This is a genomic window from Novosphingobium sp., assembly GCF_030696665.1.
Lineage (GTDB): Bacteria > Pseudomonadota > Alphaproteobacteria > Sphingomonadales > Sphingomonadaceae > Novosphingobium.
Window position 1 is genome coordinate 19619 of record NZ_JAUYRV010000051.1, and the last position, 13739, is coordinate 33357.

The 13739-nt window shown below is 60.9% G+C and carries 18 protein-coding genes, 1 tRNA gene and 2 riboswitches; of the genes, 9 read left to right on the forward strand and 10 right to left on the reverse strand.

What is annotated here, in order from left to right; all coding sequences use genetic code 11:
* Nucleotides 1–26 precede the first annotated feature (26 nt).
* Nucleotides 27–219: riboswitch (cobalamin riboswitch) on the reverse strand.
* A 58-nt stretch (nt 220–277) separates the two neighbouring features.
* Nucleotides 278–479, forward strand: a riboswitch (cobalamin riboswitch).
* A 212-nt stretch (nt 480–691) separates the two neighbouring features.
* Genes Q8R81_RS16150 through Q8R81_RS16160 form a run of 3 tightly spaced genes read left to right on the forward strand, consistent with a single transcriptional unit; the run spans nt 692 to nt 3149 of the window.
* Complete coding sequence (locus tag Q8R81_RS16150) at nt 692–1264, forward strand: hypothetical protein (protein WP_305619552.1); 573 nt, start codon at nt 692–694, stop codon at nt 1262–1264.
* Nucleotides 1261–1863 (forward strand): cob(I)yrinic acid a,c-diamide adenosyltransferase, encoded by a 603-nt coding sequence (gene cobO, locus Q8R81_RS16155; RefSeq protein WP_305619553.1) that lies wholly within the window; start codon nt 1261–1263, stop codon nt 1861–1863. The genes Q8R81_RS16150 and cobO overlap by 4 nt, the downstream gene beginning before the upstream one ends.
* The gene (locus tag Q8R81_RS16160; protein ID WP_305619554.1) at nt 1860–3149 is read left to right on the forward strand and encodes a cobyrinate a,c-diamide synthase; all 1290 of its coding nucleotides are present in this window, start codon (nt 1860–1862) and stop codon (nt 3147–3149) included. The genes cobO and Q8R81_RS16160 overlap by 4 nt, the downstream gene beginning before the upstream one ends.
* 43 nt (nt 3150–3192) lie before the next feature.
* On the opposite strand, the gene Q8R81_RS16165 is transcribed toward Q8R81_RS16160, so the two are convergent.
* The 5 genes from Q8R81_RS16165 to Q8R81_RS16185 all read right to left on the reverse strand — a co-directional run bounded on the left by Q8R81_RS16165 (nt 3193) and on the right by Q8R81_RS16185 (nt 6533).
* A complete protein-coding gene (locus tag Q8R81_RS16165) occupies nt 3193–3801 on the reverse strand; it encodes a hypothetical protein (RefSeq protein WP_305619555.1) in 609 nt (202 codons plus the stop codon).
* Nucleotides 3802–3984: 183 nt separating this feature from the next.
* The gene (locus tag Q8R81_RS16170; protein WP_305619556.1) at nt 3985–4893 is read right to left on the reverse strand and encodes a hypothetical protein; all 909 of its coding nucleotides are present in this window, start codon (nt 4891–4893) and stop codon (nt 3985–3987) included.
* Nucleotides 4893–5768, reverse strand: a complete 876-nt coding sequence (locus Q8R81_RS16175; RefSeq protein ID WP_305619557.1) for a hypothetical protein — start codon at nt 5766–5768, stop codon at nt 4893–4895. The genes Q8R81_RS16170 and Q8R81_RS16175 overlap by 1 nt, the downstream gene beginning before the upstream one ends.
* Nucleotides 5765–5896 carry a hypothetical protein gene (locus Q8R81_RS16180; protein ID WP_305619558.1) on the reverse strand — a complete coding sequence of 44 codons (132 nt, stop codon included), beginning with the start codon at nt 5894–5896 and terminating at the stop codon, nt 5765–5767. Before Q8R81_RS16180 ends, Q8R81_RS16175 begins: the two co-directional genes overlap by 4 nt.
* Nucleotides 5889–6533 carry a hypothetical protein gene (locus tag Q8R81_RS16185; RefSeq protein WP_305619559.1) on the reverse strand — a complete coding sequence of 215 codons (645 nt, stop codon included), beginning with the start codon at nt 6531–6533 and terminating at the stop codon, nt 5889–5891. The genes Q8R81_RS16180 and Q8R81_RS16185 overlap by 8 nt, the downstream gene beginning before the upstream one ends.
* A 135-nt stretch (nt 6534–6668) precedes the next feature.
* On the opposite strand from Q8R81_RS16185, the gene Q8R81_RS16190 reads away from it, so the two are divergent.
* Together Q8R81_RS16190 and Q8R81_RS16195 are read left to right on the forward strand one after the other, a co-directional pair.
* Nucleotides 6669–6896 (forward strand): helix-turn-helix transcriptional regulator, encoded by a 228-nt coding sequence (locus Q8R81_RS16190; RefSeq protein ID WP_305619560.1) that lies wholly within the window; start codon nt 6669–6671, stop codon nt 6894–6896.
* 70 nt (nt 6897–6966) lie between these two features.
* Nucleotides 6967–7617, forward strand: a complete 651-nt coding sequence (locus tag Q8R81_RS16195; RefSeq protein WP_305619561.1) for a WG repeat-containing protein — start codon at nt 6967–6969, stop codon at nt 7615–7617.
* Between the two features lie 99 nt (nt 7618–7716).
* Here Q8R81_RS16195 and Q8R81_RS16200 read toward each other — a convergent pair whose 3' ends face one another.
* Both Q8R81_RS16200 and Q8R81_RS16205 read right to left on the reverse strand, forming a co-directional pair.
* Nucleotides 7717–8751, reverse strand: a complete 1035-nt coding sequence (locus tag Q8R81_RS16200) for a hypothetical protein (RefSeq protein WP_305619562.1) — start codon at nt 8749–8751, stop codon at nt 7717–7719.
* Between the two features lie 111 nt (nt 8752–8862).
* Nucleotides 8863–8939, reverse strand: a tRNA-Arg gene (locus tag Q8R81_RS16205).
* A gap of 60 nt (nt 8940–8999) precedes the next feature.
* Here Q8R81_RS16205 and Q8R81_RS16210 point away from each other — a divergent pair.
* A complete protein-coding gene (locus tag Q8R81_RS16210) occupies nt 9000–9725 on the forward strand; it encodes a queuosine precursor transporter (protein WP_305619563.1) in 726 nt (241 codons plus the stop codon).
* Nucleotides 9726–9922: 197 nt separating this feature from the next.
* Here the strand turns inward: Q8R81_RS16210 and Q8R81_RS16215 are convergent, their stop codons facing one another.
* From Q8R81_RS16215 to Q8R81_RS16225, 3 genes are read right to left on the reverse strand one after another with little or no spacing between them, the layout of a single operon-like run.
* Nucleotides 9923–10147, reverse strand: coding sequence for a PspC domain-containing protein (locus Q8R81_RS16215; protein WP_305619564.1), 225 nt, complete (start codon nt 10145–10147; stop codon nt 9923–9925).
* Nucleotides 10147–10287 (reverse strand): hypothetical protein, encoded by a 141-nt coding sequence (locus tag Q8R81_RS16220; RefSeq protein WP_305619565.1) that lies wholly within the window; start codon nt 10285–10287, stop codon nt 10147–10149. Before Q8R81_RS16220 ends, Q8R81_RS16215 begins: the two co-directional genes overlap by 1 nt.
* Nucleotides 10287–10424: a hypothetical protein gene (locus Q8R81_RS16225; RefSeq protein WP_305619566.1), complete on the reverse strand. Its 138-nt coding sequence runs from the start codon at nt 10422–10424 to the stop codon at nt 10287–10289. The genes Q8R81_RS16220 and Q8R81_RS16225 overlap by 1 nt, the downstream gene beginning before the upstream one ends.
* A gap of 353 nt (nt 10425–10777) precedes the next feature.
* On the opposite strand from Q8R81_RS16225, the gene rimP reads away from it, so the two are divergent.
* Genes rimP through Q8R81_RS16240 form a run of 3 tightly spaced genes read left to right on the forward strand, consistent with a single transcriptional unit; the run spans nt 10778 to nt 13736 of the window.
* Nucleotides 10778–11338, forward strand: coding sequence for a ribosome maturation protein RimP (rimP, locus tag Q8R81_RS16230; RefSeq protein WP_305619567.1), 561 nt, complete (start codon nt 10778–10780; stop codon nt 11336–11338).
* A 3-nt stretch (nt 11339–11341) separates the two neighbouring features.
* Nucleotides 11342–12994 (forward strand): transcription termination factor NusA, encoded by a 1653-nt coding sequence (gene nusA / locus Q8R81_RS16235; protein WP_305619568.1) that lies wholly within the window; start codon nt 11342–11344, stop codon nt 12992–12994.
* Nucleotides 12975–13736: a DUF448 domain-containing protein gene (locus tag Q8R81_RS16240; protein WP_305619569.1), complete on the forward strand. Its 762-nt coding sequence runs from the start codon at nt 12975–12977 to the stop codon at nt 13734–13736. The genes nusA and Q8R81_RS16240 overlap by 20 nt, the downstream gene beginning before the upstream one ends.
* The last annotated feature ends 3 nt before the right edge of the window (nt 13737–13739 follow it).

Genomic DNA, 13739 nt, shown 5'->3' on the forward strand with positions numbered 1-13739 from the left:
CGAACGTCCGGTGCACCCTGCCCGAACGAAGAACGACTGCGTCAGGCAGGTCTCCTGGCTCACGGGTCAATGCCTGTCCGGCCGCCTTCTCAGGACAGTGAAGTCCCAATGGCGTGAATGGCCGGTCGGCTCGCCGCTTACAGTTGCAGGGGCAGCCGGGGTATCGCACCCCGTTCCCTTTTGATCCCCTTTCGGGGAACCTGTCGCGGCACCGCAGATAGCGGCACACTTTTCATGCTGCAAGCGCGAATACTTGCGCGGATCAATGGCTTGGATTATCACGGCCAGCGTAACGGGTGCCCGAAAGGGCTTAATCGGGAAGTCCGGGTGGCGGCAAAAGCCGCTTGATCCGGCACTGCTCCCGCAACTGTAACCGGTGAGCGCATCGCCATCATGCCATTGGGATTCGTCCCGAGAAGGCGGCGACAAGCGCGATGATCCGGGAAGTCAGGAAACCGGCCTGTTATCGTCGTTTCTCTGCGCGGGCGGGATGCACCGGGCGGACGAAGGCTGATCCTTCGCGGACGACACTCATGTGCGTTTTTGCCGAAGGGAGCCTTGTGATGACCAGTACCTGACATCACCTGATCGCACCTCAAAGGTGCGTTTAAGGCTCCCGTGCGTCCCGCTGATCAGGGCGCTTGCAGCATTGATCCCCGTATTTCAGCCCCATATTTCAGGAGGCCGACCGATGGTCCGCAATTCCCGTTTCGATCTTGCCGTGTTCGGCATTCTCGTGCTCGTCATGCTCGTCACCCGCACCCACTCGCTGAGCAATGTCATGCACTTGCCTGATACGAGCCTCGCCAGCTTCTTCGCGCTGGGCTTCCTTGTGCGGCGCGGCATCGCGTTTACGGCATTGTTCTCGCTCGCGTTCGCCATCGACGTGACGGTGATCGGCTGGTTCGGCCAGTCGGACTTCTGCTTCACCCCCGCTTACTGGATGCTGGTGCCTGCCTATGGCACGATGTGGTTGGCCGGGCGTTTCGGCGCGGAAAAACTGGGCGAACGTGCTTCTGCTCTTCCCGCACTCACCGTGCTGGTTGTTGCCGCAACGTTGGTTTCGCAGTTGTTCTCAAGCGGCGGGTTCTACTTTCTTGGCGGGCGGTTTGAAGATCCCACGCTGGCAGGCTTCATGCCGCGCCTTGGCCGCTACTTCCCACCCACGCTCTACGCCACGCTGCTGTGGACCGGAGCCGCTGCAGGCGCGCTGGCGGTGCTTTCGGTCGCCCGCCCACAACTGCGCGCGAGTAGCCGCAAGTGACCACTGAAGCAGACGCTGCTCACCGCGAACGCACCCGTAAACACAAGGCGGTGGTCGATGCCAAGATCGCCGCCGCCCAGCGGGACAGGGGCCTGCTGCTGGTCCTGACCGGCAATGGCAAGGGCAAGTCCTCCAGCGCCTTCGGCATGGTCGCGCGCACGCTCGGCTATGGCCGCAAGGCTGCGGTGTTCCAGTTCATCAAGGGGGCGGAGAACGTGGGCGAGCGCGCCTTCTTTTCGTCCCACCCCGACGTGATCTGGGAAAAGTGCGGCGAAGGGTTCACGTGGGAAACGCAGGACCGCACGCGCGATATCGCCGCCGCGCGGGCAGGGTGGGAGAAGGCCAAGGCGGCCCTCTCCAATCCCGCGATCAGCCTCGTCGTGCTGGACGAACTGACCTACCTCGTCACCTACCGCTACCTCGGGCTGGACGAGATCATGCCCGCAATCGAAGCGCGGCCCGAAATGCAGCACGTGGTCATCACTGGCCGGGCTGCGGACGAGGCGCTGATCGCTGCTGCCGATACCGTCAGCGCCATCCGCGATGTCAAACATGCCTTCCGCGATGGCGTGCGTGCGCAGGAAGGGATCGACCGTTGAGCACGGCGTTCTGCCCCGCGCTAATGGTCAGCGCTCCCGCATCCGGGCAGGGCAAAACCACCGTCACCGCCGCGCTTGCCCGCCGCCACCGTCAGGCCGGGCGGCGGGTAAGGGTGTTCAAATGCGGGCCGGATTTTCTTGATCCGATGATCCTCGAACGGGCCAGCGGCGCGCCGGTCTATCAGCTCGATCTGTTCATGTGCGGCGAGGAGGAATGCCGCCGCCTGCTCCATGAAGCGGCGAAAGAAGCAGACCTCATCCTTGTCGAAGGGGTGATGGGGCTGTTCGACGGCACGCCATCCGCCGCCGATCTTGCTGCGCGCTTTGGCCTGCCGGTGCTTGCTGTGATCGATGGTAGCGCGATGGCCCAGACATTCGGCGCGCTGGCCCACGGTCTGTCGACCTATCGTTTGGATGTTCGGGTGGTGGCAGCTCTCGGGAACAAAGTTCGTGGCGAACGCCATGCTGCGATGCTGGCCGAAAGTCTGCCGGAAGGACTGCACTGGGTCGGCACTCTGCCGCCCGATGCGGACGCCGCGTTGCCCGAACGCCATCTCGGTCTTGTTCAGGCCGAAGAGATCGCAGACATCGACAGCCGCATTGATCGCGCCGCGGCGAGCCTGTCTGACGCCGCACTATGGCTGCCCGATCCGGTTCCGTTCATCGCACAACTCGGACCGGTGCCGCCGCCGCACCTGGCCGGGACGCGCATCGCCGTGGCTCGTGATGCCGCTTTCGGTTTCATCTATCGCGCCAACATCGGTTGCCTTGAAGCGATGGGCGCGCAACTGGTCTACTTCTCGCCGCTGGCCGATGCGCGCTTGCCGCAGTGCGATGCGCTCTGGCTTCCCGGAGGATACCCGGAACTGTACCTGCGGTCGCTGTCGGATAATCGGGCGATGCGTGCGGCGATCAAAGCGCATCACGCAGCGGGCAAGCCGATTCTCGCAGAATGCGGCGGCATGCTGTATTGCCTCGATGCGCTTGACGATGGCAAAGGCCTTGTGCTGCCGATGCTCGGTCTGATGCCCGGTACCGCAACGATCCAGCCCCGGCTCGCGGCGCTTGGCCTTCAGGCGGTTGATCTGCCCAGCGGTACGCTGCGGGGGCATACCTTTCACTACTCACGCCTTGAAACCCCGCTTGCGCCCCTGTGGCGCGCGCACAATCCTGAAGGCGTGGTGGGGGAAGGTATGTTTCGGCACGGTTCGCTTTGGGCAAGCTATGTTCATGGTTATTTCCGCTCGGCACCCGCAGCCGTGGCAGCGATATTCCACCCCGGCTAGGGCGCAACACTCTTTGAGGGGCAAAGTTGTGCTGTCGCCCCAATCAAGGCGCAAGATCATTTCCGGTCGTGCTGGGGCGCAAGGTGTCGGTCTGCAGTGTGGTGTAGGAGTCGATCAGTTCCCAGCAATTGCTACGCCCATTTGCGAACAGCAGGCGGCCGCTGCTGCCGTAAGATCCGATGATCTCGCCTTCATACCGGCCGTCAACAGGCGGGCCATAACGGATTTTTTCCCATGATACGTTGACGATGTGCACGGGATAGTCCGTCAGCGTTGCGGTCTGGTGTCTATGGGTCACGCGCACGAACTGGGGCGTGCCATCGCTGTCTGCTGCAGGCTTACCCCCTTGTGCATAAACAAGGTGACGATTGACCATAGCCAAAGGAAACGCGGTAAAGCGTTGGCCTGCAATATGCCGCACTTGCGGGCGCTTGCCATCCGACTTGCGCCTGTCAACAGTTGTCATCGTCACCTTGCGGGCGAAAAATGCCCGCTGCGCTGCGGGCGGCGCACTTGCCAAGTGCGCAAGGAAGCTGTCGAAATCGCTGTTTTTGCAGGCCGCTTGTGCGGCTGTGATCGCCTGAGGTTCGATGTCGGCCCTAAACGGCGGCGTGGCTGCGGCCAAGGCTATGCCAGCAAGCAGTACGGCCACGCGGTGGAGGCGATGCAACGGTGCTGGCATGGTGAGGGGCATCAACGAAGGTCTCCGGCAGTGTGATTGAAAAAGGTTGACCCGGTCCGAATTCAGCAATGTGCCGACCGGCCAGGATATGGCGCGCCACTATCGCCGCGGCGCGCAACAATCGCCGGACGCACATGATCTGCAGTGAACAGTTCAGCGTTCCTGATCAGGCGCCGGATCGGTGCAATCGTCACAATCCTTCGCTGCCCGAAACCCTTCGCGATAATCCCGGCGGACTTGCGCCAGCAGGGCTGGTGTAATTCTCATCGCAACACGGTAGTATCCCTCTCGTTCCGGCCCGGCGATGCCGGGTTCGGCGATCAGTTCTATCCGGTCAAAGGGCTGCCCGCTCTCACCAGCAAAGCCCACGGCAAGTTCGCCGAAATAGGGGCATGACCATTTTCCCAGATAACGCCCGTCCTCGTCCACGATCTTTGGCTGCCCCTCGCTCCCGGCAGCAGGATCGGCATTGAGTGCGTTGGCGATCCGCTGAATATCGAGGAGCGCGCAATAGGTGCTGCGCACGCTATCCATCTGGTCTGTAAATGCGTCGGTCGCATCGGTCAGAAAGCGCCCGCTACGGCGATCTACCAGCATCGCGACGGCGGCCTCGTGGGGCTGGGCATGGGGATTGCGCGATGGACGCGGCGACAGGGTGCCAGTCGCGATCAGGCTGGCCAGTTGCCGGTTCATGCCGACCAGTTCCCACGTGAGGTCTACCTGCCACGGCAAAAAGACCAGACCACCTGCCTTGGCGTCGTCGCGATCCTGTCGTGCCGCCATGTCCATCCCTTCGGACAGTTCAGCATCGACGCTGTCTACTTGTGCGGCAACTTCAGCATGATTGCGCAGATCCACGGGGATATGGAAATGGTATTCACCCGCTTCGGAGCGATAGCACCGACGGTCGTGCCGGTCATCGGACGGCTCGGTGGCCCAAGCGCAGGATGGCTGTAATCGAGAGCGATAGGAGGTTGCTCCAGCCTCGGCTGTGTCCTGCGCGCAAGCAACGCTGGCCGATGCAACCACACCCGCGCCAAGGAGTGTGATGATCGCGCGCATCACTGCTGCAATCCAAAAATCTGGCAATCCGGGGCGGGTTGATCAAATTCGAAGCGGGATGTTGCCGGATTCCACGCCAGTTTGCGTTCGTAAGAACAGACCGGGTGTCGCGCGGGGATCAGGTCTTGCTGGGTCAGCTTCTTGGGCTGATCTTCAACTTCGCGGAAGGGGATGTCCGATGGATAACTGCCTGTTGCAACGCGATAGATCATCGCTGGCATCGGTTCGGCGTTGTCGGGATCGAGCACAAGCATCGCTTCGACCGATGTCAGGTCCAGGCAGGCATTGTGCCGCGCCTTTTCATCCTTGGCGTTGAAGCACGCACGGATCGATTGTTCTGCACTAAGCGGGACGGACAGCACTTGCCGTGCAACCGCTCCGGTGGTCCCCGCACCGTCAATTCGATAGAGCGACAATGTGGCCTTGCTTGCTCGGCCCCCGGAATAGGCGATATGTTTCCACGCCTCGATGCCGATGATCACGGCTTCACCCGCAGCGCCCGATCGTTCGTGTCCGGCGCGGCGGATGCCGAGACTCCATATCTCCAGGCTTTGGTCGGCATCGACGATCAGGTCGATTGGCAAGGAACGATCGCTGCTCCCTCCAAATTCCCGAATGCGAAGCTGCGGCCGCATCTGCGCATCGCCACCTTTGATCGAAAAACACAGACGCGTTTTGGGAAGGCAGCGCTCCCCCTCAATACGGTCCGGCGCTGGTGCGGGGGTGACCATATGCTGCTGCTCGTTTCCGGCTTTGTCGCGGATCGCAAAGCTTGAAACCGGATCGGACGGATCCCGCCCGAACGGTTCATACCCGCTTTGTGCCGCCAGCGGCGTGGCGAACAGTAGCGCTGCAAAGACAATCGCCTGTTTCACTTCAAGTCCCCGTTCGTGTTGCTGCCAGAAGCATTGCGCAATTCCGGTTTCAGCGACGCAATCAGCACGGCGTTTTCCGGAAAACTCACCGTCCTCGTGCCATTCGAATTCGGCATGGCCTTACTCATGGTCCACACCATCGCAGGTGGTTTCCTCAATGCCGCAAAAGCCACGGAACCACGCTGTCACGATGTTCGGCTTCTCGCTTTCACGCTCTTCGGCATCGCCGTTGATCGTCAGTCTCAGCCACCCTCCGCGACAGTCACGGATGCCCAGAATGGCCTTGCGGTAAATCCAGTCATCGGTGGCATAGACTTGCCTGCTTTTCGCATCAGGCCGGGAAAATCCCGCTGACGTTTGCATGACAAAATAGACGTCGGGGACTTCAATCCAGCCTGCGGGCGTCGCAAGCGTGCCGAGCTCCGGGTCGGCCGTGGTCGCATCAATTTGCACCCAGTCGCCGGAGATCGCCGTAACTTCGATGCCCACTCCGCGAAGACCGTCTCCATCGGGTAGGCGCTTGTGCATCATGCGGCCGATGATCGGGGCAGAAAAGGATGGTGCCGACCGTATCACCGGTGGCAGACGATCATCGCGCACCCATGTAACGGGCGAGAACGAGCAGGCCTTTGCTGGCAATTTGTGCTGCAGCTTGCCACTTGGCAACGCGGCAAGAGGCGCCGATGCATTTAGAATCAACACGATGGTCGCAATCGCGCTTAAGCAGCGCGATACATTTAAACCCCTGTTCGTCGGCCCGTTCATGCTTTTTTACCTTTGCTTGGGCCATGCAATAGTTGCCGGGACCAGTGATTGCCAACGGCATGATTGGTCCATTTCAGTCGCAATGCGCACCAGTTTGGATTTGCAAAGGACGAATATCGTTGCATTTCTGCAAATGTGCGCATTGTAACGCCACTGCTGGCCAATCAGGCCGGCATCAGCCTTTCGACGCTGGAAAAGGCTTTGGCAGGCAAGCGCAACTTCATTCTGGCGACGCTCGTCCGCATTGAATCCGCGCTGGGCCTGACCGCTGCGAACTTGGCCGGGTTCAATGCAGCTTGCGTATGGGACTTTGGGGATGATTGGATGACTGCGTCTTACCTGCAGATTTGCGCGCGTCCATGACAACTGCCCAACCACCCGCGCCCACCTGCTGTCGCCTTGTTCTGCCAACGTCAACCAGCTAACCAGCAGCATGTTGCGCTTGTTGTCGTCTATCCTTTTGCTGGCAGCCTCACCCGCTTGGGCCGTGGATCATGTCGGATTCGATCCTGCGGGCGCTTCGCATCGTGGCCATGTGCGCGTCAGCAACCTTTATCCGGGGCATGATGTTGAGAATTCTGCCACCAAAGCCATGTCCTGCACGGTGCTTCGTGACGGCACGTTCGAGCCACTGGGCAACTGCGCGCGCCACGTTGCGGATGGCAGTTATGCGGTTGCGGCAGCCGCGCTTAGGCAGCTCGATTTTGACCGTTGGGGACTTGCTCCAATAGTTATCCGAGGGGTTGGCTATGCTTATGTTCGGCGCAATGGCCGTGCGCTGGTCGTGCCCACTTTTGACAATGCGCCCGATGAATTCATCGACGGACTCGTGCGCGTGCGGATCGGTGATAAGCTCGGCTATGCCAACCGCAGGCTGAAAGTTGTCATTCCGGCAATCTATGACGGAGCCTATCGTTTCGGCAATGGGCGGGCATGGGCCTGCATCGGCTGCGTGTCCGTTTCAGACGGTGAACACAGCTGGTATCGCGAAGGGCAGGCCATCTGTATCGACCGAAGCGGAACAATGCGTCCCCAAACCGAATGCGGCCAGGCAGGATGGCTTCTGCCTCAATCGCGCGAATAACGTCCGCGGCATGTCCACGCCCTTGCGCCAATCGGCGTCACTTGCATTTGCAGTGATCAGCACCAAACGCGCAAGGGATCGTAGAAGTGGGGGGCGTCGTCATCGTCCGCCGTTACCCGTGCTGTTGGCCGCTCCGTCCTCGGTCGGCAGCACAGCATCGTCGCCGTCCTTGCTTCTCCCGTCATCGCAATTGCTCGGCAGCGGTCCTTCAATGCCGTCCAGCGTGCGGAGCTGGATATTGATGGGGCCATCGCTGGCCGTGTAGACGGTATCTCCGTTGGGATAGGTATAGCCCCGAAAGAAGCGCGGCGGCGTGGTGCAAGTTATCAGCAGATAGGGCATGTTGAACAGGTCGTTGTCGTGATGGTCGGTAAGGTGGAACGTCTCGCCATAAGGCCCGCTGCCAAACCGTTCGCGCAGATCGAAAGCCGCATCGGGCAGGCGGACTGGCAAGCGGAATACCGGCGTTCGCCCCTGCTCATCCGTTCTGCCCTGAAACACCTTTTTCTCGTCCTTCACAAAAGGCAGCTCGTAGTCGGTCTCCCTGCTGGCCGACAGGGCAAAGTCGGTATCCGCCGCCGGCTTGCCAGTGCGTGGTTGAAGCAGGACGAAGCGATAGGCATATTCGCCGCTGCCGATCACCTCCACCTCTGGCGGAGCAGCGTTGCCGAGGGCCAATGACATCCACTGCTCTTTATCGGCGTCGTGATCTGGCGTGAGCGCGCTGCTTGACAAGTATGCCTCGACGGCATCGACCAGATGACACGTTTTGCCCTGCTCGATGTTCTCGACCGCCATCACCTCCAGCACATGGCCATCACCATCGGCCCGGTAGTGGGCGAATATGTCGGCCTGAACCAACCCATCCTTGCCCCGCAACTGTGCCAACGGGTCGCCCGAATCTGGCGCTGCAATGAGGCGATAGCGCGTCTTTCCAACATGGCACCGTTCAAGGACCAGTTCCTGATTATCGGCGATGACCATGCCGGTGAAAACGTCTTGCGCATGTGCCCCGGCGGGCAGGACAATCAGGCTGATGCCGAACGTAACGGCCTTGAATGCGGTGAAGGCGCGTGTCTTGCGTTTGTTGCCGGGCGCAGCGGTTTTGCTTGGGGCTGTGTCATGAAGCGTCATAGTCGTGGCCGGTTGCTGAATCGGTCGGCGCGCTATCAGGCCTTCGCAATGGTTGCCAGCGGCGTTCTGCTGTCAGGCCCGTTCCCCGCCATCAGGGATTTTGTTCGGAAGTGGCGCGCCCGGCAGGACTCGAACCTGCTGCCTCAAGATTAGAAGTCTCGCGCTCTATCCAGATGAGCTACGGGCGCGCGCCGGGTTCCCATAAGCATGCTTTTCGGATCGTGCAAACCGGGCTAGCGTGGCTTCCCATGACCGATCCCCAGCTTTCGCGCATCGATGGCACCTCCAGCGCACGCCGCCACTTCCGCTATTTCGACTATGTGATGGCCTCATTTGTGGCCATCCTGCTGCTTTCGAACCTGATTGGCGCATCCAAACTGGCGCAAGTCGGCGGGTTTACGTTCGGCGCGGGGATCCTGTTCTTCCCGGTTTCCTATGTGATCGGCGATGTGCTGACCGAGGTCTATGGCTATGCCAACGCACGGCGTTGCGTGTGGATGGGCTTCTTCGCGCTGATTTTCATGGCTTTCATGAGCTACGTCGTCGTCGCCATGCCAGCTGCACCGGATTGGGGTGGGCAGGCCGCTTATGAAAGCGTGTTCGGATCGACGTGGCGGATCGTGCTCGCCTCGGTCGTCGCGTTCTGGGCGGGGGAATTCATCAATTCGTTCGTGCTGGCACGGATGAAGGTGTGGACTGGCGGCAGGCATATGTGGAGCCGCACCATCGGCTCGACCGTGTTTGGGCAGGCCATCGATAGCATGCTGTTCTACCCCATCGCGTTCCTCGGCATCTGGACCACGGATCAGGTGTTGATGGTGATGGTGACGAATTGGGCGATGAAAGTGGCATGGGAAGCGGGGCTTACGCCGGTGACTTACGCCGTAGTGGGCTGGCTGAAAAAGCGGGAAGGTGCCGAAGTGTTCGATACCGACACGGACTTCTCGCCCTTTGCAAAATCGCCGCAGGTTTGAAGTGAGTGTGTGGCCGAGCATCCTTCGACAGGCTCAGGATGAGCGGATAAACTCTAGCTATTGCTGAAAACCGCTCATCCTGAGCCTGTCGAAGGATGTTTCGCACTGGAACCACCGTGCCCCAAAAGAAACCCCGCTTCTCCGGGGGCGGGAGAAGCGGGGTCATAGCGCGCGGGGCGAGGGGGCTTTGTCGCGCGTCAATCGGCGATCAACCCGATCAGCAGATAGACGATGATCGCCGAGCCAAGGCCGAGCAGGGTGGCAAGGGCAAAGGCCACGCGGACCAGCGTTATGTCCACGCCAAAGTAGTTCGAAATCCCTGCGCAAACGCCCATCAGCTTGCCGCGAACCTTGTCGAGGCGGAAGCCGCGTGACGTTTCAATAGGGCGAGGGGCCGAATCATCGAAGCGAAGCTGGGACATTAGATCATCTCCTGTGCGACAGCCGAAGCTGCGTCATTGTGGTCGGAATGGTTGGGAACGCTGACGGTTCCGGCAATCAGCGCGAGGCTGAGGGCAAAGGCACCCGCCGCTGCGGCGAACTGGTTGATAAGCTGGCTCATCAGATCAGGCCCTGAACCTGCGCGGCGGGGGCATTGTTCGCCTGCGGGACGTTCACGGTGCCTGCGATCAGGGCGAGGCTGAGGGCAAATGCGCTGGCGGCGGCGGCGATGCGGTTGGTGAATTCGGTCATGGTCATGGTCCTCATGTGCAAGTGGTTGAAGCCGTTCAGGCTCATGCAAACGACTTTGCACGCGTCGTGCCAAACTGTAGAACCGGCAGAAACGCGCGGTTCAAGACAGGTTTGGCTTCGGCTTAAACCTTTCTACTTGCTGAACAGTGGGAAATTGTCCCATATTTTGGGAACCAAATTTCAACCTTCGCTCAGGCCGTATCGCAGCCGTCGATGATAGCTTGCTTTTGCGCCTTGCTTTTTTGGGGCGACCTGCCTATTTGCGCCTCATCCCGACATTGTGAAAGCAAAGTCAGGCTGGTGCCAGCGGGCACCGGCACGGACCGGCTTTTGCGCATCGGCGATCAATCGGAGTTTGCATGACGGATATCGCACGTATCACTGAGGTTGTAGAGCCAGAGGCCAAGGCGCTCGGTTTCGACCTCGTGCGCGTGCGCTATTTCAAGGGCGGCGAGATCGGTGATGAGGAGCATACGCTCCAGATCATGGCCGAACGTCCGGACACTGGCCAGCTGGTGATCGAAGACTGCGCTGCGCTCTCGCGCCGCGTGTCCGACCGGTTCGATGAACTGGAAGAACAGGGCGAAATGCTGCTCGAAGACGCCTATCGTCTCGAAGTCAGTTCGCCTGGCATTGATCGTCCGCTTACCCGCGCGAAAGACTTTGCCGCATGGATCGGTCACGAAACCCGGGTCGAGCTTTCCGAGCTGCTGGGAGAGCGCAAGCGTTTCCGTGGCGATCTCAAGGGTTTCGATCCCGAAACGCAGGTCATTTCTATTGAGGACGACGGTACGGTCTATAACGTGCCGTTCGAACTTGTCGCCAACGCCAAGCTGATCCTCACGGACAAGCTTATTGCCGCGTCCCGCCCGCTTGACACCAGCGGTGCGGACGAAATTCTCGAAGAACAGGAAGACTGACCCGTGGCCAGTACGATTTCTGCAAACCGCGCCGAACTGATCGCAATCGCCAACGCGGTTGCCACCGAAAAGATGATCGACAAGTCGGTCGTCATCGAGGCGATGGAAGAAGCGATCCAGAAGTCTGCGCGCAATCGCTATGGCGCGGAGAACGACATCCGTGCCAAGCTCGATCCGCGCACCGGCGACTTGCGTCTGTGGCGCGTTGTCGAAGTGGTCGAAGTGGTTGAGGACTACTTCAAGCAGGTTGATCTCAAGGCCGCTGACAAGCTGCAGCCCGGCGCTGCTGTTGGCGATTTCATCGTCGATCCGCTGCCCCCGGTTGATCTGGGCCGCATCGATGCACAATCGGCCAAGCAGGTGATCTTCCAGAAGGTCCGCGACGCCGAACGTGATCGCCAGTTTGACGAGTTCAAGGACCGTTCGGGCGAAGTCATCACCGGCGTGATCAAGTCGGTCGAATTCGGCCACGTGATCGTCAACCTCGGCCGCGCCGAGGGTGTGATCCGTCGTGACCAGCAGATCCCCCGCGAAGTGCCCCGCGTTGGTGAACGCGTCCGCGCGCTGATCATGAAGGTTGAGCGTCAGAACCGTGGCCCGCAGATTTTCCTGAGCCGCGCCCACCCCGATTTCATGAAGAAGCTCTTCGCGCAGGAAGTGCCTGAAATCTACGATGGCATCATCACCATCATGGCCGCCGCCCGCGATCCGGGCAGCCGCGCCAAGATCGGCGTGATCAGCCGCGATAGCTCCATCGATCCGGTCGGCGCCTGCGTCGGCATGAAGGGCAGCCGCGTGCAGGCCGTCGTGCAGGAACTGCAGGGCGAAAAGATCGACATTATCCCTTGGAGCGAAGATACCGCGACGTTCGTGGTCAACGCGCTTCAGCCCGCCACTGTCAGCCGCGTGGTAATCGACGAGGAAGAGAGTCGCATCGAGGTTGTCGTGCCTGACGATCAGCTCTCGCTCGCCATCGGCCGCCGTGGCCAGAACGTGCGCCTCGCATCGTCGCTGACCGGCTCGGCCATCGACATCATGACCGAGGCCGAAGCTTCGGAAAAGCGCCAGAAGGAATTCGCCGAGCGTTCGAAGATGTTCGAGGAAGAACTCGACGTCGACGAAACCCTCTCACAGTTGCTGGTTGCAGAAGGCTTCACCGAGCTGGAAGAAGTCGCCTACATCGACCTGTCCGAAATCGCCGCGATCGAAGGCTTCGACGAGGAACTGGGCCAGGAACTGCAGAGCCGCGCTGCCGAAGCGATCGAGCGCCGCGAAGAAGCCCTGCGCGAACAGCGCCGTGGCCTTGGCGTCGAGGATGCGCTGGCAGAACTGCCGCACTTGACCGAAGCGATGCTGGTCGTTCTCGGCAAGGCCGGGATCAAGACGCTCGACGATCTGGCTGATCTGGCCACCGACGAACTCATCGCCAAGAAGCGCGTTGAACAGCGCCGGCGCAACGACAAGGCCCCGCGTGAACGCACTGAGCGTTCGGAGCGGACCGAAGACAAGGGCGGCGTGCTGGGCGAATTCGGCCTGAACGAAGAGCAGGGCAACGAAATCATCATGGCAGCGCGCGCGCATTGGTTTGAAGATGAGCCGGGGTCCGAAACCGACCCCGCATCAGAGGAGGCCGCCCATGCGGAATCCTCACAATGAGCCGCTAAGCTCCGACATCGTTGGCAAAGCGTCGGCGGGCCGTCCTCCAAAAGAGGGCACCCCGCCGGAGCGCAAATGCGTGCTGACCGGGCGTCACGATACGCGGGATGATCTCCTGCGCCTCGCGATCTCGCCCGATGGCGATGTGCTCCCAGACGTGATGGCGCGCGCGCCCGGGCGTGGCGCATGGATCGGCGTGAATCGCCAAGCCCTTGAAATTGCGCTCGCCAATGGCAAACTAAAGGGAGCTTTGGCACGCGCATTCAAGGGCGCGCCGCTCAGCATCGCTACCGATCTCCCTGAACGCATCGAACAGGCCCTGCGTCGCCTTCTGACCGATCGTCTCGGCATTGAACTGCGGGCCGGCAACTTGCTGCTGGGCACCGAAAGGATTGCACAAGGCGCACGTTCAGGCGCGGTCACGTTCCTTGGTCACGCCAGTGACGCAGGCACCGACGGCCCTAACAAGCTGGCACAAGCCTGGCGTGTGGGCGAAGGGGCCGAAGGTACTGGCAAGAAAGGCATCATCTTGCCGCTGGACCGCGCGGCGCTGTCTGTGGCATTGGGCCGCGACAACGTCGTTCACCTCGCGCTGACCGATGCCGCAGCGACCATCCGAGTCGCAGCGCCGCTGCAGCGCTTGATGCATTTTCTCGGGCACGAGACCGAAACCGAAATTGACGCCACCGAGCCACACATTGGCATGGTCGCGGACGACGATATTGATACGAAGGGCGAATGAGTT